At 69.9% G+C, this 20628-nt stretch carries 21 protein-coding genes and 4 tRNA genes; 17 read left to right on the top strand and 8 right to left on the bottom strand.

Annotated features, from left to right (window positions below; genetic code table 11):
- Positions 1-71: 71 nt before the first annotated feature.
- The 4 genes from ACH4ZX_RS12795 to ACH4ZX_RS12780 all read right to left on the bottom strand — a co-directional run bounded on the left by ACH4ZX_RS12795 (position 72) and on the right by ACH4ZX_RS12780 (position 5783).
- A complete protein-coding gene (locus ACH4ZX_RS12795; RefSeq protein ID WP_398271557.1) occupies positions 72-2000 on the bottom strand; it encodes an ABC transporter ATP-binding protein in 1929 nt (642 codons plus the stop codon).
- Positions 2000-3733 (bottom strand): ABC transporter ATP-binding protein, encoded by a 1734-nt coding sequence (locus tag ACH4ZX_RS12790; protein WP_398271555.1) that lies wholly within the window; start codon positions 3731-3733, stop codon positions 2000-2002. Before ACH4ZX_RS12790 ends, ACH4ZX_RS12795 begins: the two co-directional genes overlap by 1 nt.
- Before the next feature lie 121 nt (positions 3734-3854).
- Positions 3855-5309, bottom strand: a complete 1455-nt coding sequence (locus tag ACH4ZX_RS12785; RefSeq protein ID WP_398271553.1) for an FGGY family carbohydrate kinase — start codon at positions 5307-5309, stop codon at positions 3855-3857.
- Positions 5310-5477: 168 nt separating this feature from the next.
- A complete protein-coding gene (locus ACH4ZX_RS12780; RefSeq protein WP_398271551.1) occupies positions 5478-5783 on the bottom strand; it encodes a YtxH domain-containing protein in 306 nt (101 codons plus the stop codon).
- A gap of 161 nt (positions 5784-5944) precedes the next feature.
- Here ACH4ZX_RS12780 and ACH4ZX_RS12775 point away from each other — a divergent pair.
- The 3 genes from ACH4ZX_RS12775 to ACH4ZX_RS12765 all read left to right on the top strand — a co-directional run bounded on the left by ACH4ZX_RS12775 (position 5945) and on the right by ACH4ZX_RS12765 (position 6339).
- Positions 5945-6017, top strand: a tRNA-Asn gene (locus ACH4ZX_RS12775).
- A 5-nt stretch (positions 6018-6022) separates the two neighbouring features.
- A tRNA-Asn gene (locus tag ACH4ZX_RS12770) sits at positions 6023-6095 on the top strand.
- 167 nt (positions 6096-6262) lie between these two features.
- Positions 6263-6339 (top strand) — tRNA-Ile (locus ACH4ZX_RS12765).
- Between the two features lie 230 nt (positions 6340-6569).
- On the opposite strand, the gene xerC is transcribed toward ACH4ZX_RS12765, so the two are convergent.
- Entirely contained in the window at positions 6570-8120 is a 1551-nt protein-coding gene (xerC, locus tag ACH4ZX_RS12760) for a tyrosine recombinase XerC (protein ID WP_398271549.1), read from the bottom strand.
- A 145-nt stretch (positions 8121-8265) separates the two neighbouring features.
- Between xerC and ACH4ZX_RS12755 the strand changes: the two genes are divergently transcribed.
- Both ACH4ZX_RS12755 and ACH4ZX_RS12750 read left to right on the top strand, forming a co-directional pair.
- Positions 8266-8484, top strand: coding sequence for a helix-turn-helix domain-containing protein (locus ACH4ZX_RS12755; protein WP_398271547.1), 219 nt, complete (start codon positions 8266-8268; stop codon positions 8482-8484).
- Between the two features lie 257 nt (positions 8485-8741).
- A complete protein-coding gene (locus ACH4ZX_RS12750) occupies positions 8742-9662 on the top strand; it encodes a recombinase family protein (protein ID WP_398271545.1) in 921 nt (306 codons plus the stop codon).
- A 46-nt stretch (positions 9663-9708) separates the two neighbouring features.
- On the opposite strand, the gene ACH4ZX_RS12745 is transcribed toward ACH4ZX_RS12750, so the two are convergent.
- Positions 9709-10302, bottom strand: coding sequence for a phosphatase PAP2 family protein (locus tag ACH4ZX_RS12745; protein ID WP_398271543.1), 594 nt, complete (start codon positions 10300-10302; stop codon positions 9709-9711).
- The gene (locus ACH4ZX_RS12740; protein ID WP_398271541.1) at positions 10299-11555 is read right to left on the bottom strand and encodes a DUF6545 domain-containing protein; all 1257 of its coding nucleotides are present in this window, start codon (positions 11553-11555) and stop codon (positions 10299-10301) included. The genes ACH4ZX_RS12745 and ACH4ZX_RS12740 overlap by 4 nt, the downstream gene beginning before the upstream one ends.
- Between ACH4ZX_RS12740 and ACH4ZX_RS12735 the strand changes: the two genes are divergently transcribed.
- Positions 11536-12129 carry a hypothetical protein gene (locus tag ACH4ZX_RS12735; RefSeq protein ID WP_398271539.1) on the top strand — a complete coding sequence of 198 codons (594 nt, stop codon included), beginning with the start codon at positions 11536-11538 and terminating at the stop codon, positions 12127-12129. The genes ACH4ZX_RS12740 and ACH4ZX_RS12735 overlap by 20 nt on opposite strands.
- A gap of 78 nt (positions 12130-12207) precedes the next feature.
- Here ACH4ZX_RS12735 and ACH4ZX_RS12730 read toward each other — a convergent pair whose 3' ends face one another.
- Positions 12208-12666 (bottom strand): hypothetical protein, encoded by a 459-nt coding sequence (locus tag ACH4ZX_RS12730; protein WP_398271537.1) that lies wholly within the window; start codon positions 12664-12666, stop codon positions 12208-12210.
- 271 nt (positions 12667-12937) lie between these two features.
- Between ACH4ZX_RS12730 and ACH4ZX_RS12725 the strand changes: the two genes are divergently transcribed.
- The 11 genes from ACH4ZX_RS12725 to ACH4ZX_RS12675 all read left to right on the top strand — a co-directional run bounded on the left by ACH4ZX_RS12725 (position 12938) and on the right by ACH4ZX_RS12675 (position 20610).
- Complete coding sequence (locus ACH4ZX_RS12725) at positions 12938-13114, top strand: hypothetical protein (RefSeq protein ID WP_398271535.1); 177 nt, start codon at positions 12938-12940, stop codon at positions 13112-13114.
- Positions 13115-13231: 117 nt separating this feature from the next.
- Positions 13232-14248, top strand: coding sequence for a ParB/RepB/Spo0J family partition protein (locus ACH4ZX_RS12720; protein ID WP_398271533.1), 1017 nt, complete (start codon positions 13232-13234; stop codon positions 14246-14248).
- A 212-nt stretch (positions 14249-14460) separates the two neighbouring features.
- On the top strand, positions 14461-14871 hold the full coding sequence (locus tag ACH4ZX_RS12715; RefSeq protein ID WP_398271531.1) for a hypothetical protein: 411 nt from the start codon (positions 14461-14463) through the stop codon (positions 14869-14871).
- Between the two features lie 324 nt (positions 14872-15195).
- Positions 15196-15267, top strand: a tRNA-Arg gene (locus ACH4ZX_RS12710).
- Positions 15268-15441: 174 nt separating this feature from the next.
- Positions 15442-16797, top strand: a complete 1356-nt coding sequence (locus tag ACH4ZX_RS12705; RefSeq protein WP_398271529.1) for a hypothetical protein — start codon at positions 15442-15444, stop codon at positions 16795-16797.
- Positions 16794-17699 carry a ParB/Srx family N-terminal domain-containing protein gene (locus tag ACH4ZX_RS12700; protein ID WP_398271527.1) on the top strand — a complete coding sequence of 302 codons (906 nt, stop codon included), beginning with the start codon at positions 16794-16796 and terminating at the stop codon, positions 17697-17699. The genes ACH4ZX_RS12705 and ACH4ZX_RS12700 overlap by 4 nt, the downstream gene beginning before the upstream one ends.
- On the top strand, positions 17696-18160 hold the full coding sequence (locus tag ACH4ZX_RS12695; protein ID WP_398271525.1) for a VRR-NUC domain-containing protein: 465 nt from the start codon (positions 17696-17698) through the stop codon (positions 18158-18160). The genes ACH4ZX_RS12700 and ACH4ZX_RS12695 overlap by 4 nt, the downstream gene beginning before the upstream one ends.
- Positions 18157-18360: a hypothetical protein gene (locus ACH4ZX_RS12690; RefSeq protein WP_398271523.1), complete on the top strand. Its 204-nt coding sequence runs from the start codon at positions 18157-18159 to the stop codon at positions 18358-18360. The genes ACH4ZX_RS12695 and ACH4ZX_RS12690 overlap by 4 nt, the downstream gene beginning before the upstream one ends.
- Entirely contained in the window at positions 18357-18539 is a 183-nt protein-coding gene (locus tag ACH4ZX_RS12685; protein WP_398271521.1) for a hypothetical protein, read from the top strand. Before ACH4ZX_RS12690 ends, ACH4ZX_RS12685 begins: the two co-directional genes overlap by 4 nt.
- Positions 18540-18610: 71 nt before the next feature.
- Complete coding sequence (locus ACH4ZX_RS12680; RefSeq protein ID WP_398271519.1) at positions 18611-19156, top strand: hypothetical protein; 546 nt, start codon at positions 18611-18613, stop codon at positions 19154-19156.
- Positions 19153-20610 (top strand): terminase large subunit domain-containing protein, encoded by a 1458-nt coding sequence (locus tag ACH4ZX_RS12675; RefSeq protein WP_398271517.1) that lies wholly within the window; start codon positions 19153-19155, stop codon positions 20608-20610. Before ACH4ZX_RS12680 ends, ACH4ZX_RS12675 begins: the two co-directional genes overlap by 4 nt.
- Positions 20611-20628 lie beyond the last annotated feature (18 nt).

Below are 20628 nucleotides of genomic sequence, written 5' to 3'. Positions count from 1 at the left end.
GGGCCGCCCGGCTCGAAGCCCGGCACGACCGAGCGACCTGGCCCGAGCGGCCCCCGCACGGCTTCGCCGCCTCAGTCGACCTCGGCGACCGCCTGCGCGAACTGCGCCTTGTACAGCCGCGCGTAGGCGCCGTCGGCCGCCAGCAGCTCGGTGTGGGTGCCCTGTTCGACTATCGCGCCGTTCTCCATGACCAGGATCGTGTCCGCGTCCCGGATGGTGGAGAGCCGGTGCGCGATCACGAACGAGGTCCGCCCGTCCGCCAGTTTGGCCATCGCCTTCTGGATCAGCACCTCGGTGCGGGTGTCGACGGAGCTGGTCGCCTCGTCCAGCACCAGGATCGTCGGGTCGGACAGGAACGCCCGGGCGATGGTGATGAGCTGCTTCTCACCGGCGCTGACGCCCGTGCCCTCGTCGTCGATCACGGTGTCGTAGCCGTCGGGCAGGGTGCGCACGAAACGGTCGGCGTGGGCCGCCCGGGCCGCCTCCTCGATCTCGCCGCGGGTGACCTCGCGCGACGCGCCGTAGGCGATGTTCTCCGCGATGGTGCCGCCGAACAGCCAGGTGTCCTGCAGCACCATGCCGATGTTCGCGCGCAGTTCGTCCCGGGACATCCGCGCTATGTCGACGCCGTCGAGGGTGATGCGCCCGCCGGAGACCTCGTAGAACCGCATGAGCAGGTTCACCAGCGTCGTCTTGCCGGCGCCCGTGGGGCCGACGATGGCGACCGTGTGCCCGGGCTCGACCTTCAGCGACAGGCCCTCGATGAGCGGCTTGTCGGGGTCGTAGCGGAAGGACACGTCCTCCAGCGCGACCCGCCCGCGCAGCTCGGCCGGCTTCTCGGCCGGCACCGGATCCGCCTCCTGCTCCTCCGCGTCCAGGAGTTCGAAGATCCGCTCGGCCGACGCCACGCCCGACTGCACCAGGTTCGCCATGGAGGCGACCTGCGTCAGCGGCATCGAGAACTGCCGCGAGTACTGGATGAACGCCTGCACGTCACCGATCGACAGCGCGCCCGACGCCACCCGCAGCCCGCCCACCACCGCGACCAGCACGTAGTTGAGGTTCGACACGAACATCATCAGCGGCTGCATGATCCCGCTGTTGAACTGCGCCCGGAAACCGGCCTCGTACAGCGCCTCGTTCTGCTCGGCGAACTGCTTCGCCGACTCGTCCTGCCGGCCGAACACCTTCACCAGCGTGTGGCCGGTGTACATCTCCTCGACGTGCGCGTTCAGCTTGCCGGTGGAGCGCCACTGCTGCACGAAGTGCGGCTGCGAGCGCTTGCCGACCCGGGTGGCGACGACGAACGACAGCGGCACGGTCACCAGCGCCACCAGCGCCAGCAGCCAGGAGACGTAGAACATCATCGCCAGCACGCCGATGATGGTCAGCAGCGAGTTGATCAGCTGGCCCATCGACTGCTGCAGCGTCTGGCCGATGTTGTCGATGTCGTTGGTCGCCCGGCTGAGCACCTCGCCGCGCTGCCGCTTGTCGAAGTACGACAGCGGCAGCCGCGACAGCTTCGTCTGCACGTCCTCCCGCAGCCGGTACATCGTCCGGTTGACGGCCCGGTTCACCAGCCGGGTCGCCACCGCCATCAGCAGACCGGCGGCCAGGAACGTGCACAGCGCGACCAGCAGTACGCTGCCGACCGCGCCGAAGTCGATGCCCTTGCCCGGCGTGAAGTCGGTGCCGCGCAGCATGTCGGCGACATCGCCCTGGCCGCGCTCCCGCATCGAGTCGAGGACCTGCTGCTTCGACACCCCGGACGGCATCTTCCGTCCGATGATCCCGCCGAAGACCAGGTCGGTGGCCCGGCCGAGGATCTTCGGCCCGACCACGTTCAGGCCGACGCTGAAGACCACGCAGGCCAGCAGCGCGTAGATGGTCAGCCGTTCCGGTCTGAACTGGGCGACGAGGCGTTTGCCCGACCCCTTGAAGTCCATCGAGCGCTGATCGGGGCCGCCCCCGGCCATCATCCGCCCCATAGCGCTGGCCATCAGGCAGCCTCCGCTTCCGTCAGCTGGGAGAGCACGATCTCCCGGTAGGTCTCGTTGCCGGACATCAGTTCGTGGTGGCGGCCCGTGCCGACGACCCGCCCCTCGTCGAGGACGACGATCCGGTCGGCGTCGCGGATGGTCGCCACCCGCTGCGCGACGATCACCACGGTCGCCTCGGCGGTCTCCTGGGCCAGCGCCGCGCGCAGGGCCGCGTCGGTCGCGTAGTCGAGCGCCGAGAAGGAGTCGTCGAACAGGTAGATCTCCGGGCGCTGTACCAGCGTGCGGGCGATCGCCAGCCGCTGGCGCTGACCGCCGGAGACGTTGGTGCCGCCCTGCGCGATCGGCGCGTCCAGGCCGCCCTCCAGGCCGCTGACGAATTCCTTGGCCTGCGCCACCTCCAGCGCGTGCCACAGCTCCTCGTCGGTGGCGTCGGGATTGCCGTAGCGCAGGTTGGTCGCGACGGTGCCCGCGAACAGGTACGGCTTCTGCGGCACCAGCCCCACCGTCTTCGCCAGCAGCTTCGGCTCCAGCGCGGACACGTCCGTGCCGTCCACGAGCACCTGGCCCTCGGTGGCGTCGAACAGCCGGGGGACCAGCCCGAGCAGCGTGGACTTGCCGCTGCCGGTCGAACCGATCACGGCGGTCGTCTCACCGGGCCGGGCCACCAGGTCGATCGCCTTGAGCACCGGCTCCTCCGCGCCCGGATAGCGGAAGCCGGCGCCGCGGATCTCCAGATGGCCGTGCCGGCGCAGCTCGGTGACCGGCGCCTTCGGCGGGACCACGCTGGAGGAGGTGTCCAGGACCTCCTGGATGCGCTCGGCGCACACCTCCGCGCGCGGCACCATCATGAACATGAAGGTGGCCATCATCACGGACATCACGATCTGCATCAGATAGGCGAGGAACGCCGTCAGGTCGCCGATCTGCATGCCGCCGCTGTCGATGCGGTGCGCGCCGAACCACACCACCGCGATCGACGACAGGTTCACCGTCGTCATGACCACCGGGAACATCAGCGCGAGCAGGTTGCCCGTCTTCAGCGACATCTCGGTCAGGTCGGCGTTGGCCTCCCCGAAGCGCCGCTGCTCGTACTCGTCCCGGACGAAGGCGCGGATGACGCGGTTGCCGGTGATCTGCTCGCGCAGCACCCGGTTGACCGTGTCGAGGCGCACCTGCATGGCCCGGAACAGCGGCCGCAGCCGCCGCACGATCAGCGTCACGCAGATGCCCAGCACCGGCACGACGGCGACCAGCACGCCCGACAGCGGCACGTCCAGGCCGAGCGCCAGCACGATGCCGCCCACGCACATGATCGGCGCGGACACCATCAGCGTGAACGTCATCAGGGCCAGCATCTGGACCTGCTGCACGTCGTTGGTGGTACGGGTGATCAGCGAGGGCGCGCCGAAGTGGCCCACCTCGCGCGCCGAGAACGACTGCACGCGGTCGAACACGGCGCCCCGGACGTCCCGGCCGAGCGCCGAGGCGGTGCGGGCGCCGTAGTACACGGCGCCGATGTTGCACACCACCTGGGCCAGCGAGATGCCGATCATCAGGGCACCGAAGGAGAGGATGTAGCCCGTGTCCCCCTTGACGACACCGTTGTCGATGATGTGGGCGTTCAGCGTCGGCAGGTAGAGCGTGGCGCACGTCTGCAGGAACTGCAGCAGCACCAGCAGGGCGATGGGTTTCTTGTAGGGCCTGAGATAAGCCCGCAGAAGTCGTATGAGCACGCTGCGTCTCTCGGAGTCGGCGTCGTCGGGTGGAGCGGGCGTGTGCCCGAGGCTCCTATCGTCCGACACTCCACCCGCGTTACCTCAACCTATTAAGCCGTCAGCGGCGCGTTTTGCCGCCTCATGGGCGGAAGGCCCCCGGATGGGTCTGGTCCCGCACCGACACGAACTGCTGCCGCACCGCCTGTCCCACCGCCAGATCCTCCCCGGGCTCCAGGATCTGCGCCGCCGCGCCCTGCCAGGCCGGCGGGGTCCGCGGGTCGAGGGCGCCCTGTGACACGCCGAGCGCCCAGGCGGCCTGCCGGGCGGCGCCGATCGCCGCGTAGTCCGCGGGCTGCGGTACGGCGACCTGCGCGCCGAACAGCGACGGCGCCACGGCCTGCACGGCGGGCAGCGCGGCGGCCGCCCCCAGCAGGAACACCCGCCGCACCTCCACACCGCGGCCGCGCAGCACGTCCAGCGCGTCGGCGAGCCCGCACAGCATGCCCTCGAACGCGGCCCGCGCGAGGTGCTCCGGCTTCATCGACTCGCGCCTGAGGCCCGCCAGCGTCCCGGCGGTGTGCGGCAGGTTCGGCGTCCGCTCGCCCTCCAGATACGGCAGCAGCACCAGCCCGTGCGAGCCCGGCGTGGACTTCATCGCCAGCTCCGACAGGCTCTCCAGGTCCGCCAGCCCGAGCAGTTCGGCGGTGCCGCGCAGGGCCCGTACGGCGTTCAGGGTGGTGACGACCGGCAGGTGCAGGCCGGTCGCGTCGGCCAGGGCGGTGATCATCCCCGCGCCGTCGACGAGGGCCTCGTGGTGGACGGCCATGACGGACCCGGAGGCGCCGAGCGACACGACCGCGTCGCCGAGCCCGATCCCCAGCCCGAAGGCGGCGGCCATGGTCTCCCCGGTCCCCGCGGAGATCAGCAGCCCCTCGGGGGTGGTGCCGGCCGCGTCCGCCGGGCCGATCACCTCGGGCAGCATGACCTGGTGCCCGAGCGCCAGCTCGACCAGGTCGGGGCGGTAGCCGCCGGTGGCCGCCGACCAGTAGCCGGTCCCCGAGGCCCCGCCGCGGTCGGTGGTCCGCCGGACGGGCCGCCCCAGCAGCTGCCACACCAGCCAGTCGTGGGCCTGCATGAGGACCGCGGTGCGCAGAGCGGCGTCGGGTTCGTTCTTGGCGAGCCAGCGCAGCTTCGTCACCGGGTGCGCGGCCTGCGGCACGCTCCCCACCGCGTGCGCCCACGCCTCCCGCCCGCCGAGGGCGTCGATCAGGTCGGCCGCCGCGACCTGCGTCCGCTTGTCCCCGCCGACCATCGCCGGGCGCACCGTGTTGCCCTGCGCGTCCAGCGGCACGACCGCGTTCTGCTGCGCCGATACGCCGATGGCCTGCACGCCTTCCAGCAGCCCGCCGCCGGCCGCCTCTCCCAGGGACAGCAGCCAGGCCTGCGGGTCGACGTCCGCGGGCCGCCCGCCGCCCTCGACGGCCTCCATCGGATGCGGCGCATAGCCCTGCCTCAGCACGGCCCCCGTGTCCGTGTCACAGACGACGATGCGAGTGAAAGCGGGTGAACTGTCCAACCCGGCGACTATCCCCATGGCCGGAATTCTGCCGCACCGCCGCGGCTGCTCCACCCGCGGTGCGCCACGGGGACACGGGGGCGGCCCGGCCATGGCGGCCGCGGACCCGTCGCGGCCGGTGGGCGCGGTTTCCCGCGCCGCCGGAGCAGCACGCAGAGCCGCACGGGCTCCCGCGCCGGACAGGCGCTAGGTGGCGCTGGTGCCCCAGTCGTCGGACGCCGTGCCGCCGGCGCCGCGGTCGCGCAGCGAGCGGACCCGCTCGGCGACGGAGTCGGGGACGCGGTCGCCGACCTTCTCGCTCACCACCTGGTACGCCTTGCCCGCGAACTGGCGGCCCTGCTGCGCCGCCGACTCCGCCGTGTTGCGGACCGCCGGGTTCTGTGCGATCTGGCGTGCGGACTTCTTCAGCTGCTCGTAGCGTTCGCGTCCGGCCTTCGTGCCCAGGACGTAACCCAGAGCCAGCCCGACGACGAACGTGAGCTTGTAGCGCATGGCGGCCAGCCTTCCCTCGTGTGGGTGTTCGGTGCGGCGTCGGTGCCGGGGTGGGGAACCGATTGGCGGAGCACCCCCCTGCTTGCGCTAATGTATGTGTCGCAGCGAGCGTCCGCCCCCTGGCGAATACCCAGGTCGGCACGTTCGATGCAACGAGGCATTCCTCCGTAGCTCAATTGGCAGAGCAGCCGGCTGTTAACCGGCAGGTTACTGGTTCGAGTCCAGTCGGGGGAGCTCGGTCCTCCGTAGCTCAATTGGCAGAGCAGCCGGCTGTTAACCGGCAGGTTACTGGTTCGAGTCCAGTCGGGGGAGCACGCTGAACGAGGACCCCGGCGGGGTCCTTTTTCATGTTCGGCGCATCCGCGCAGGCCGCGGCGCGGTCCCCACGGGCGGCGAAGTCGACCATCCGAGGCAGGAGATCGTATGACCGGCTATGCTGCGGCAGACGGCGCGCACACATGTACGCGACACGCCGTTATGGGGCGGTAGCTCAGCCGGTTAGAGCAGCGGACTCATAATCCGTCGGCCGTGGGTTCGAGTCCCACCCGCCCCACCACAACGCTGATGACGCAGGAAGGTTTCACCCGGGTCGCCAGCGTCCACGGTGGACTCGCGGTGAGCTGGAGTTTCGTAGCGACACGGTGGGCTCACCCGGACACAGCGCATGACGTACATGACTGTGGCCCCTGGATTCGGTCCAGGGGCCACAGTCCGTTCTGCGCCTTTTGGTGGGTGGGGTGAGGAAGGATTGAGGAAACCCGTTCCCCTTTCTGTGGAACGGCCGCGTCAGGCGGCGGTCTGGCCGCCGCCGTCGACGACGCGCAGGGGCCGCTGGCGGCCGGCGCGGGGCACGATGGCCACGGCGGCCTCGGCGGCGGCGCGGGAGAGGGCGGGGACGACGCTGGTGTAGGTGTCGGCGGTCAGTGTGATCGTCGAGTGGCCGAGCATCTCCTGGACGACCTTCAGATCGGTGCCGGCGGTGAGGGCGAGCGTGGCGGCCTCGTGCCGGAGGTCGTGGAGCCGGATGGGCGGCAGGCCGGCGTCCTTGGCGAGGCGGCGGAAGCGGCGGCTGATCCACTCGGGGTGGTAGGTCGAGCCGTCATCCTCGGAGGTGAAGACGCGGCCGGTCTCTGTCCACTTGCCCTGGGCGCTGAGGGAGCGCCGTTCCTCGTCCTGCCGGGCCTTCCACTCGAGGAGTAGCGTACGGGTGGTCTCGTCAAGGACGATGGTGCGCTCGCTGTCGGCCTTGGGGGTGTCGGTGTAGGGCTCGTAGGAGACGGCGACTATCTGCTGGGTGATGTTGATCAGGCCCTGGTCGAGGTCCACCTCGGTCCAGGGGATCGCGGTGGCCTCGCCACGGCGCAGGCCGCGGAAGGTGATCAGGTGCCACAGTGGGAAGAGCCGGTCGTCGGTGACGTGGTCGAGGAACTGGCCCACCTGCTCGGGCGTCCAGACCATGACGGGGGACGGGGCGGTGCCGGTTCGCTGCCACTCGGCGACCCGGGCGTCGGTCCACATGAGGGCCTTGGGCCGCTTGCTGGAGGGGAGGGAGACGAGCTGGGCCCAGTTGGTGGTGATCAGCCTCTGGCGTACGGCGTCGGTGAGAGCGCTGGACAGGGTGGCGCGGATGCGGTGCTGGGTGGCGACGTTGGTGTCCTTGCGGTGCGAGGTGCCGTTCCGTGCCTCGCGCAGATCACTGGCCGCCCGGTGCCACTCTGCTTTGAGGCGCGCGCGGAAGGCGCGGATCTCGGTCCGCTTCCTGTAGCCGCCGTGCGGCTTGGGGGCGGCCTTCCAGCGCGTGTGGGCCTCGTCTCGGAGGGCTTGGAGCTGCAGGACACGCAGGCGGTCGGCCTGACGTTTCTCGTTGGCCTCACGGATCGCGCGGAACATGACGTCGATGTGGTGGGCCCTCAGCTCGGTCAGCTTGATGCCACCGAGGTGGGGGACGAGGTGGTTCTCGATGTGTCCGCGGTAGCTGTTGACGGTTGATCTCTTGAGGCCGGCTTGGGCCTCCAGCCAGCGGCGCAGGTACTGCTCGACGGTTTCGTCGTTCGTGACGTGGATGCCTTCGGAGGACTCGTTGAACAGGCGCGTGCCCTCGGTCTTGGCTTCGGCTCTCGACTTGAAGCCGCCGCGGCGGACACGGACGGGATCCCGGCCGGGCTGCGGGATGGAGAAGTAGAAGTACCAGTAGCCGTGCGAGTGCTGCTTGAGTTTCGGGCAACGGTCGCCGAGTGCGCCGATGACCGGGGTTCCGTCGTCGTTGAGAACCGGTTTGCCCGCGCGGTCGATGCGCGGCCCCTTGCAGGTGCAGCGCTTGTACGTGGTGACGCTCATGAATGCGTCGAGCCCCCTTCTCGTGCCAAAAGGTGCCGGAGCCTAACGGCCTTGTCCGCGCGGTGCCAGGGACTTTAGGCTCCGGTCGGAGCGTGCGGGGGGAGACGAGGAGCACCTCTATGTACGTTCAGGACACGGGAGTCACGTGCTGGACGGCGGTGAAGCCGTGACGCGTGACGAGCTTCTGTCACTGCCCGTGACGGTCGATGTCGAGACGGCGGGCCGGGCGTTCGGAGTCGGACGGACCGTGGCCTACCGGATGGTCCGCGACGGAGAGTTCCCGGTGCCGGTGATTAGGGTGGGGAACAAGTACAGGGTGAGTGCGGCCGAGTTGTGGAGAGTGCTGGGCGTGGCCCCGGAATGAGTCGCCGGACCGGGCGCCGCGGTGTCGGCGCCCGGCCTGTTGGTGTGCGGCGGGGGAGACCTGCCTTCGTCGAGGCCGCACCAGGACGCCCCCTGACCTCCCACGCGTATGACGTCTCTACCTGTCAGTAGGCGTGTAGGGTCCCCGTACTTCCTCCTGACCAGGGCATCAGATACCCCACATGTCGGGGTGACAATGGTCGGTTATGGCATAACCTGTGACTGGGGAGCACAGGGGGGACACGGGCTGGAGAGGGCATGAGGGCGTACGGCCATGAGACGGACGGGGTCACCGCCGTCCCGGAGGAGGCCGGCTATCTGGTGGCGGTCGCCAGGCTTCTCGTCGAGGAGAAGGCGACGCTCACGGAGGCCACGCAGTGGATGACGGAGAACGCGGGACCAACGGTCTCGGGGCGCCCGTGGTCGCCGACCACGCTGCGCCGCCGCCTGCGGAATCCGGCGATCGCCGGCCTGAGGGAGAACGCCGACGGTGAGCTGGTCCCGGGCCCTGCCGAGCCGCTGGTCGACCGCGAGACGTTCGACGCGCTGCAGGAGCTGTTCCAGGAGAACCAGAGGAGCCAGGGCAGCAAGCCGAAGCACGTGCACTACCTGTCCGGCGGTCCGGCGACCTGCGTCCTGTGCAAGCAGCCGCTGGTGGCCCGCTCCACGGCGAACGGCGGGCGAGGATACGTCTGTGAGACCGAGGGCTGCGGCAAGGTACGGATCTCCGCCGAGCCCTTGGACGAGTACGTCGGCGAGCGGGTCGTGGCCCGGCTTGCCAGCCCCGCACAGCTCAGGCGTCTGGCCGCGATCCGCGACCGGTTCGCGGCGGAGGCCCGGGAGGCGGATCGGTTCCAGAAGGAGCTCAGGGGCCACAAGGAGGAGTTGGCTCGGGCGTACGGTGCCAAGGAGCTGAACCTGGGTGAGTTCCGGGCGGCGAAGGCCGCGTTGGAGAAGCGGCGCGGTGAGGCGATGGCGGCCGTACGCCGGGGCAAGGCCCTCGAGGAGCTGCCGGAACTGACGCCGCAGGGCGTCGAGACCTGGTGGAACGACACGGCGGGCCGCGAGCAGCGACGGAACCTGGTCCAGCTCACCGTGCGCGAGGTGCGCGTGGGCCCGGCGACGGTGCGTGGGTCCCGTAGGTTCGACGAGGCCCGGTTCGAGATCTTCTGGCGATAGCGCCTGTGCGCGTGGGCGGTGCCGAGACCGCCCACACGAGGACCGCTCAGGCCAGCCCGGCGAACACGGCGCCGGCCACCAGGGCGCCGAGTACTGTGCCGGCCACCACTTGGCCGAACGTGTGGTCCCGCAGGGCCACCCTCGACCAACCGATGAGCGCGACCAGGGGGAAGGCCAGGGCCCACACAGGGCTGACGCCGACGGCAAGGATCGCGATCGCCCCGGCTGCGACCGAGGTGTGCACGCTGATCTTCCAGAACGCCGTCACCGGCAGGATCGCCCCGAGCGTGGCCAGCATCGCCACCACCAGGGCGGTCATCTGCGCGGGCGCGTCCCAGATCACCATGGCCGCGATGGCGATGCCGACGGACGCCATGATCACGGGTATGAGGTGCAGGCGTCTCTCCCGCTGGCCGACGTGCCGGTCCTGCCAGCGCCCGGAGCGTATGCCGTACTTGATGTACGCCATCGGGATCACCGCGGCGAACACGATGGCGTGGACGGCCCACGCCAGGCCGACGAGCATGTCGTTCTGGGCGGCCCCGAGGACGAGGCACACGGCCAGGATGACGTTCTTCGGCTCCAGGCCGTCGGTGACCGCTCGGGCGGTGCGGTTCTCGGTTGCGGGGATCGTGGTCACGCTGTCTCCCTGAGGGCGGCGAGGCGGGATTCGAGGACGTCCATGAGCGGCGAGTCGTAGTAGGCGGCCACACGGGTGAGCCAGGCTGCGTTGGTGTCGAGGTCGTGGCCCATGCTCAGCAAGGGGACGGCCAGGGGGCGGTCGACGCGGGGTTCGTCGTCCGCGCAGCCGCGTCGGCCCGTGCGCAGGCACAGCGCCTGCGCCGCGGCTTCGGCGTCGTCCGCCGTGAGGCCGCAGGCGCGGGCGGCTTCCGCCGCGCGCCGCGGCAGGTTGGCGTCGATCCAGGGCAGGACCTCGAGGGCGGAGTCGCTGATCTCCAGCACCCGCTGGTCCAGCCGGTTCCACAGGCCGCGCAGGTCGTACCGGTCACGGAACCGGGACGGTGCCTCGGCGAGCACGCGGACGATGGCCTCGGCGGGAAGGATCGAGACCAGTTCCTGCCACAGCCGGCGCAGCGCGATCAGCCTGCGTCGGCGTCGGACCAGGTGGGTGGCGTTGTCCCAGCCGCGGAACGAGACGCCGACGAGGATCAGGCCGATGGAGACGACCTCGATAAGACTGGCCACCTCGTCGGCGTCCTCGATGGACATCGGATAGGCGGCGTCCGCCAGGCCGTAGACCAGGAAGCTGCCGCGGAAGAAGCAGTAGCCGACCCCGATCCAGCAGCCCAGGGACATCAGACGCATGCACGCGCTGAACATCCGCTGTCCCGTGCGCCGCGCGGCTCCGGCCGCCACCGCGCACAGGGCCCCGGAGAAGGAGAGCGCCAGGGCCATGGTGCCGAGGTAGGCGGCGAGGTACGCGGTCCCCACCGGATGGCCCACCTGCGCCCCGATGAAGTCCCGATCACCGCCGGCTTCGATGAGGGAAGGCGCGGTGAACGGGAACATCAGACAGACCGCGGCGAGGGCCGCCGTCGCGATGACGGCGCGCGGGCGCGCGGTCGTGAGCTTCTGCCACCACCGGCGGGGTCCCGGGACGGCTGCGACGGAGTCCACCCAGCGCCACAGCAGCACCGAGCTCAGCATCACGGCCAGGTGCTTGACGAGGACGGCGAGGTCGCCGACACCGGTCCACTCGGCGACACCGTGCTCCAGGCGGTTCAGTCGGAGGGTCGCGGCAAAGGCGAGGACCGCCAGGACGGTCCACAGCTCGCGCTGGCCTCGGGTGCCGCGGAGGTATCCGAGGCGGAACAGGCACCAGGTCCACAACGGCACGATGGTGCACAAGGCGATGACGTCGTCTCTGATCATGCGGAGGTCTTCACCTGTCGTCGGTCGTCTCTTCTCAGAGGCTGCGGTGCAGCCGGTCGAGCAGCGGATCGGAGTGTCGGCCGGCGTTGCGCGCTTCGGCGCGCCGGCGGAGAAGCAGGGCGAAGGACTCGGCCTCGTCCTCGCGTTCGGTGTACAGAGGATCCCGGCGATGGTGCGGCGACCGGGTGCGGACACCGAGGAGGTCGCCGTCGAGGAACGCCGGAGACAGCCAGGTGAAGGTCACCGCCTCCTCCGGTTCCGGGAGCCGGGGCTGTGCGTCGTCACCCGACACGACAGGAAGGGGAGGGTGGCCGAGGAGTTGGTGGCCCAGCTCGTGGGCGTAGGTGTGGACCGCCTGAGCGCCGACCGTCTCGGGAGCCACCCAGATGTGGTCCGCGTCCTCCGTGGGCCACCAGAGGCCGCACGGGCGCTGGAGACCAGGCGGAAACGGATCGCGGTGCAGTACCAGGGGCCGGTCATGGTGATCGACGGCGGCCTGGTGGAGCGTCTCGATCGTCAGCGGATACGGGATCGGGAAGCCGTCGACTGCTTCGACACAGCGTCGACGGGCTGAGGGCCTCAACACGAGTGGTCAACACCCTTGGAGGTCGGTAACTGGAGGGTGGTCACTGGATTCGGAGGGGTCGGGGGTTCAGTCCTGGGGCTTCTGCATCTTCTGGAGGCTGGAGACGAACTCCATGGCGAGCCTGAGGCCGCGGGCGTCCAACCGGCGGGCGCTGCGCGCCAGCATCTGGATTCCCTCGGACTCGTCGGCCACCTGGCGGGTCACCGTCTCGGTGTGCTTCCGCCGGATCTCCAGGACCTTGTGCGCCTCGGCGGCGACCGCCTCGTAGGTGGCGGTGCCTTCCTTGAAGGCGTCCAACGGCACCTGGAAGAAGGCGGCGATGTGCGCGACCTTGTCGAACGACGGCTGAGGGCCGCCTGGTGACCGCAGCTTCCGGATCGTCTCGTCGGAGATCACGCGCCTGCCGGCACGAAGGTTGATCGCGTTGGCGACCTCGGAGTTGGTGTACTCAACGCCGTTGCGGGCGGTCGCGGCCGCCTCGAACAGCAGGTTCAGCATCCGGGCGCTGAATGACCACTCATCCACGGACACAGCGTCAGGTCGTGACACGCGCATCTCTCCTGTCGAACCGGCGCACGGGCCACATGATAGCCACGGGACACAGATCCTTGGTGGGCCAACTCCCCTCACGCCAAAGATCCTTGACATTCCGTGAAGCAGATGTGTTGGATCTGTAGCGCAAGTGAGCGGTTTTGTTCCTGTCAGCTGCCAGGTGACGCAATCCGGCGCGCTACACGCTCCGGGACAGGCAGGGCTGCCGCATTCCTGACGACGCCTGTCGCCGAAGGGCAACTCCATGGGAGCCATCGACACCTCGTCCCATCGCAGCCTCTCCCTGCCGTCAGAGGAGGGGTGGGCGGCGGATGTGGGGGACTGGCGGGACATGGAGCTCCTGAAGGTGTTCATGGGGGCCGACGTCGAGCTGAGTGAGGAGGCGGAGGCGCCTGTGCAGGAAAGGGCGGATCTCGCCTGACATCCTCATACCCATCAAACTAAATAACACTTGACGCTCAAGATCGTTTGATCATAGTATTTAGTCATCACCTCAAAGAACTCCCCCAAGGGATCGAGAGCGCAAGGAGTCGACAGCATGAGCGTCAACGAGGCGAACGTCCAGGTCACCGCGATCCCCCTCGCGGACATCGAGCCCAACCCGGACCAGCCCCGCAAGTTCTTCGACGAGGCCAAGCTCGAGGAGCTGGCGGCCCAGTTCCGCTCGGTCGGGCAGCTCCAGCCCATCGTGGTCCGGCCAGCCGGCGACAGGTTCCAGATCGTGATGGGCGAGCGTCGCTGGCGGGCAATGCACCTCGTCGAGGGTGCCACCACCATCGAAGCCAAGATCGTCGGCAGCGTGGACGACGAGAAGGCGTTCGTGATGGGCATCTCCGAGAACATCGGCCGGGCGGACATGACGCTCATGGAGGAGGCGCAGGCGTACGCGGACCTGGTCGGGTTCGGGTACACGGCCGAGGGCATCGCGGAGATGTTCGGTAAGACCACCGACTACGTGCGGTGGCGGATGGACCTGCTCAACCTCACCACGGACATCGCGGAGCTGGTCTCCGAGGGCAAGATCAAGGCGGACTTCGCCTGGTACCTGTCGAAGCTCACGCCGGCGAACCAGAAGGTCGCCGTCACCCGGTACATGAAGGGCGACTTCAAGACGGAGACCGACGCCTCCACGTTCGCGCAGGCCCTGCGGATGAAGGAGAACCAGGAGGGCTTCTTCTCCGAGAAGGAGCTGTCGGAGAAGGAGAAGGAGACCAAGGCCACGGAGCGCAAGCAGGCCAAGGGCAAGGTGGATCAGGTCGAGCGGGCCGGCGCCCTGCTGGACGAGCTGGCGAAGCTGACGCCGTCCGAGCTGGCGGACCTGTTCGAGGGGGAGGTCGGCAAGCGCCTGGACGCGGTGGAGCGGGTGCGCAAGGCGGCGGCCGAGGCGGTGAAGAAGCTGCGGAAGGCGAAGGCGATGTCCGAGGCGAAGCAGCTGACGGTGCGTCCGGAGCTCGAGGTCGAGTCTCAGGCGGAAGCCGAGGAGCCCACCGAGGTGGAGCTGGCCGAGGTGGAGGCCGAGGTGCCGACGGAGGATGAGCTGGAAGTGGCCGCCTGACGGTCACCTCCGTCAGAGCCGATGGCTGGGAGCCCCCTGGGTTCCTGGCCATCAGGCGTTTCCGCGCCGACGAGGTGGGGCGGCAGAGGGGTGAGGGTTGGGGTCCTCGAGCGTAGGGCCCTGATGTGAAACAGTTGACGGTCGATCAAGTGTGAAATAGAATTTACTTGACAATCTCGATCACGCGACGCAGTGAGTAGCAAAGGAGCGATGTGTTCGAACTGTTCACGCACAGGTACCAGGGCTTCGAGTCGTCGATGGGTGTACCGGTGCGCATCACGCTGGGCGCCCCGCGGTGGACCCTGCCCTACTCGTTGGAGTACCAGGTGCGGGAGGCCGCGCCGAGCCGCGAGTACTTCGGGGCCGCGCGGGCGGTGTACGAGCCGGCCTACCTGGGGCAGCTGGACCGGCATGGTGTGGGTTTCTTCGCCTCGCGGTTCCAGGAGATCGCGGTGGCCGCCGGGGATCCACGGCTGGTGCTGCTGTGCTTCGAGGACCTGTCGAAGTCGGGCCAGTGGTGCCACCGGCGGATGTTCGCCGAGTGGTGGCAGGAGAGGACGGGCGCGAAGGTGAGGGAACTCGGGCCGCTCGGGCCGGAGTACGAGCAGGGGACGTTGCTGTGAGCGAGAAGCGGAGACCCAACTGGGCGGAGATGAGGCGTGAGGACTTCGAGGCCCCGGCGCGGCCGCGGCCGGCGCCGCCGGGTCAGATGGAACTGTTCGAGCCTGGCCCGGGTCAGGCGAGGGCGAGGTCGAAACCGCAGCCTGAGTGCCCGGTCGGGACGCTGAGCATCCTGGACCTCGACGACGCGGACGCATAGCGGTCACGGCCCTCGACATCTGATGTGGCGGGTGCGCTCCTGCACCCGCCACATGTGTTGTGACAGTGAAAAGTCTGGTACGGTTCACATCCGGTGAGACGATCTTCCTTCCCGGTCGCCTCACCACGCGCTGGTGGTGCACCTGGCAGCACGCCCCGCCTCCGGTGGGGAGAAGCCCGTTCGAGTCGGGCCCGGCGCTCGAGGACGCGTCCGCACAGGCACGTGGTGCGGAGCCGACCAGCCAAGGAACCATCCCCCTCCAGGCGTCCCCCGCGCCTCCTGGTTCCCAGGCGGCCCGGCACGGCAGGTTCAGCCCCCTGCTCCTCCGGGCCCGCGTCCTTTCCCTCACCGACTCCGCGCAGGGGAGGCAGCGTTGTTCCACGGCTCGGTCCCCGCGGACCTGCGCGCGATCATCCACGAGCACGCGGCCACCTGGCGCGGCCGGGCGGAGGACGTCTACGTCGGCTGCTCGGGCAACTTCACCATCGAACGCGTCCTGCACGACTCGGGCTTCCGACTCCACGGCTGCGACGTGCAGCTGTACTCGTCGGCGATCGGCTGGTACCTGTCCGGCCAGGAGCTACCGATCACCGTCCGCCAGGAGTCCGCGGAGGAACTGTCCTGGGTGTCCCCGTACATGGACGGCCGGGCGGGGAGCCTCGCGGTGGTGCTGCTCGGCTCCCGCTTCCTCCAGTGGACCGGACGTGAGGACCACCCGTACTACGGGCGGATGTTGGCCGCGTACCGGCAGCAGTTCCCGCAGCTGCACGCGAAGACCGTGGCGAAGATCGAGGCGCTGCCGCTGCGGCTGGCCTCGTACGCGCCGATGGACGTGAACCAGTGGCTCGCAGAGCAGGTGCCGGACGAGGCCCCCGTCGTGGCGTTCCCTCCGTTCTACGCAGGCGACTACGAGGGCCAGTTCGCGGCCCTGGACAAGCACCTGGACTGGCCGGCGCCTGACTACCCGGTGCTGGACGACGCGGCGAAGCAGACGCTGGTCGAGCGGATCACCGACCGGCCGCACTGGGTGCTCGGGCTGCACGTCGACGTCGACGAACTGCGCGAACACCTGCGCGGTCAGGTGCAGACGGCCAACCGCGGTCTGCCGGTCAACGTCTACTCGTCGGTGCCGCGGTCGCGGATCGTACGCCCCCACCAGCGCCTGGAGCCGGTACGCGCACCCAGGCTCGTACCGGGCCGACGGCTCGGCGAGACGCTGACGCTGGCCCCGCTGACCATGGGGCAGTTCTCAACCCTGCGGTCGCAGTACATGAACCACAACATCCGCCCGGGCACGCCGACGATGGCCCTCGCGGTGCTGGTGGACGGCGTCGTGGTCGGCGCCTTCGCGTTCTCGACGCCGAAGTACGACCCGCACAACGTGTACCTGCTCTCCGATTTCCCGGTCGCGCCGACGTCGTACGGGCGGCTGGCCAAGCTAGTGCTGTACGCGGCGCTGTCCACCGAGGCGCAGTTCCTCGCCCAGCGCACCATGAACACCCGCCTGACCCGGCTGAACACGACGGCGTTCACGCACCGGCCGGTGTCCATGAAGTACCGCGGCCTGCTGCGCCTGAACTCGCGTAAGGACTCCACCGACCCCGCCCACCGCTACCAGCTCGACTACGCCGGCGAGCTGGGCCGCTGGACGCTGGCCGAGGGCTTCGCCGAGTGGAGGAGCAAGCACGGACACATCACCGACGGACTCGCGGAGGACCTGCCCCGGTGACCCAGCTCAGCAAGCCCCGCGTCGTAGAGGGCGACCCACGTGATCTGACGCTGCTGGACGTGAACGCCCGCTTCATGCGGCACGAGCAGTTCCAGCGCCTGGTGGCGAACGTCCGCGAGGACGGCCACCTGACGTCGACGCCGCTGGTGTGGCACGACACCGAGAGCGGCCGACGCATCGTCCTGTCCGGCAACCACCGTACGAAGGCCGCCGTCGAGGCCGGCCTTCCGTCGATCTTCTGGCTGGAGATCACCGACCCCCTCCCACACCAGAAGCAGATCGCGCTGCAGCTCTCCCACAACGCGATCAACGGTGAGGACGACCCCGCCACGCTCAAGGCCCTGTACGAGGAGCTGGAGGACGTCTCCATGCGCCTGTACTCCGGGCTGGACGACAAGACCCTCGACCTGCTCGACGAGGTCACCGTGCCGAGCCTAGCCGAGGCCAACCTCGACTTCGCGACCGTGCAGATCGTGTTCCTGCCCGAGGAGAAGGAGGCCGCGGAGAAGGCGCTCGAGGCGGCCCGGAAGGCCGCCTCGGCCGACGCCCGCTGGCTCGCTCGGATCGAGCAGTACGAGCAGGTCCTGGACACGCTCGACTCGGTGAAGGGCGCGCACAACATCGGCAACGTCGCCGCCGCGTTCGCGATCGTCCTCTCGGTCGTGGAGCGGCACCTCGGCGAACTGGCGGAGGGCTGGTACGACCCGGACGAGCAGACCGCGAAGCGCAAGGGCACCGCCCCGATCGAGACGGTCCTGGCCACCCGCACCATGCCGGCCGACGCCGCGGCGGTCGTGCAGCGGGCGATCGACCACATGGAGCGTGAGGGCGACATCGCCGCCGGTCAGCGGTGGCGCGCCCTGGAGCTGTGGGCCGCCGACTACCTGGCGGGTGCCTCGTGAGCACGGTCCGGGCGGCGAACGAGCAGCTGTACCGCAAGCTGCTCACCGAGAGGTACGGCTCCCTGGCCCGGCTGGAGGCCGAGCGCTACCCCGTGACGACGGACCCGGCCGGCGTGGCCGCGGGCGCGAGCGAGGAGCAGTGGCGCCGCCAGGTGCGCGACATCGCCACCCGCTACGGCTGGCGCCTGCAGTACCACACGGCGGACTCCCGTCGCTCGGATCCCGGCTGGCCGGACGAGGTCTTCGGGCACGTCGGCCAACGCCGCACCCTCTTCGTGGAGTTCAAGACCGACACCGGCCGCATACGCCCCGCACAGCGCGAGTGGCTGTCCCATCTGGCCGACAGCGGCTTCGAAGTCGCCGTATGGCGCCCTCGGGATCTGCCCACCGTGCTCGAGGTCCTCGGCCCCGCCCGCCGACGCGCCACCCTGCCCCCGAACTTCCGGAGAGCCACCCCGTGAGCACCCCGCACCCCGACGACCTGAACCGGCTCCACGCCGAGATCGACCACCTGACCACCGTGCAACGCACAGCCGCCGGCCTGGCCCGCGTTCTGACCGAGCACCTCGCGGACGAGCCGTTCCGCCTCGCCGACCAGCTCGCCCGACTCCTCGAGGGCGAGCTGGAGCCCGACGACGTACGAGAAGGGATCACGCAGTGAACCTTGCCAAGGACTCCGCATCCTGGGAGCGCACCGTCTCCGTCACACCGTTGCCCGACTCCGTGCGCCGCAAGGCCGCCCTCCAGGTCGCTTCCCGCTCCGCCACCGGCGCCGACTGCCGTGACCTTCTCGAACACCTCGGCCTCTTCGATCCAGGGCTGCGCAGCACGACGAGCTGAAGCGAGAGGACCCGGCCACCGGGAGGAGGCGGAAGGGCGGGTACGGACCACGGCAGGAGATCTTCGGACGGATGGCGGACAGCGCCGAGGCATGGGAGCGGCAGCCGGGCGAATCGGCGGCCGCGTGGGAGGCGTTCGCCTGCTACCGCGACCTCGGCCTGTCCCGCAGCATCAGCAAGGTCGCAGAGCGCCTGGCCAAGTCCCGCACGCTCATCGAACGCTGGTCGACCGCCCACCGCTGGGTGCTGCGCGCCGAGGCATGGGACCGCGAACAGGACCGCCTCTGGCGCGCCGACCAACAGCAGGCCGCCCGCGAGGTGGCCCGCCGGCACGCCCGCCTCGCGTCCGCCGCCCAGTCGAAGATCGTCGCTCAGCTTCAGCAGCTCGACCCGTCCCGCCTCAGCCCCTCGGACGTGATCCGCTGGCTGGAGGTCACGGTTCGCATCGAGCGGCAGGCGTACGGCATGGATCTCGCCGAGGCCGCCGTGGGCCGGGCCACGGGCACGGAACCCGCGGACGTGTCCGGCCTGACGGACGAGGAGCGCCGGTCCCGGATGGAGCAGCTGCGGCGCGAACTCGAGGCACGGATCGGGACACCGGGCGGTGAGGAGAGGTGACCGCCGATCCGCTGGCCGGGCTCCCGGACCCGGCCGGCATGTCCGACGCCGAGCTGCACGCCGAGATCACCGCACTCGTCGAGGCCGACGCCGCCTCGGCGCGCCGCTGGGCCTGCGACCGCCCCGGCTGCGACGGTCTGCCCCACGAGGGCTGGCTGCACCATCACGCCCGCGCAACCCAACGTCTGCCGGAAGGCGACTGGGCGGCCTGGATGATGCTGACGGGCCGCGGCTGGGGCAAGACCAAGTCGGCCGCTGAGGCGGTCCGGACGTGGGCCGGGGCGCCGGGCACGATGGTCGCGGTCGTCGCGAAGAACGCCACCCTGGTCAAGGAGATCTGCTTCGAGTCCCCCAAGTCCGGCCTCCTGGCGGTCATCCCGCCCGAGGACATCCGCCGCTACAGCCCCGGCAACGGCCTGACCACCCTCCGCCTGAAGAACGGCTCCGCGATCTACGGCTTCGGCGCCGAGACCCCGGACAACCTGCGCGGCTTCGCCTTCGACAAGGGCTGGCTCGACGAGTACGCCGCCTGGAACCGCCACACCGCCCAGTCCGTGTACGACATGCTCTGGTTCTGCCTGCGCGAGGCGCCGAGCCCGCAGGTCGTCATCTCCACCACGCCGAAGCCCCTGCCGCACGTCAAGCGCATCGTGGAACGCGGCCGCCGACCCGGCTCCACGGTCGTACTGACGACCGGCCGCACCGAGGACAACCGCGCCAACCTCTCCCCGGCCGCCCTCGCCGAACTCGACTCCGAGTACGGCGGCACCCGCCTCGGCCGGCAGGAACTCGACGGCGTCCTCCTCGAGGACGTCGAGGGCGCCCTCTGGAAGCAGTGGATGTTCGAGGTGGAAGGCTTCCGTGTCGCCCGCGCCGCGGTCCCACCGCTCGACCGCCTGGTCGTCGCCGTCGACCCGGCGGTGACGACGACGGACAGCGCGGACCTGACCGCCTTCACGGTGGCCGGCCGCTCCTACCCGCTGGAGCAGATGTACGGCGACCGCCGCCCCCGCGGCTACCTCCTCCACGCCGAACAGGACCGCTACACCCCGACCGCCGCGATGCGCCGAGCCGCCGCGCTGTACCACGAGCACCAGGCCGACTGCGTGGTCATCGAGGCCAACAACGGCGGCGACTACCTCCCCGCCCTCCTCGCCGAGGTCGACCCGACGGTCCCGTCCCGAGTCGTCCACGCCACCCGCGGCAAGCGCGCCCGGGCGGCGCCGGTTGCGATGCTGTACGAACAGTCGCGCATCAGCCACGCTGGCTCACCGCGGACGTTCGCCGTGCTGGAGGAGCAGATGACGACGTACGTCGGTGCGTCCGAGGCCGAGGAGAAGTCGCCGGACCTGCTCGACTCCTGTGTCTGGGCGCTGACGGATCTCTTCCTCGACGCCTCGATCGCGGCTACGCCGTCACGTCCCTCCGACGGCCGCCTCACCGGCCGGCGCTGATTTCCCTTACGGCGGAGG

Source organism: Streptomyces sp. NPDC020490 (assembly GCF_044335305.1).
In the GTDB taxonomy this organism is placed as follows: Bacteria; Actinomycetota; Actinomycetes; order Streptomycetales; family Streptomycetaceae; genus Streptomyces.
The sequence above is the reverse complement of the archived record's forward strand: the minus strand, read 5'-3'. Positions and strand labels throughout refer to the sequence as shown.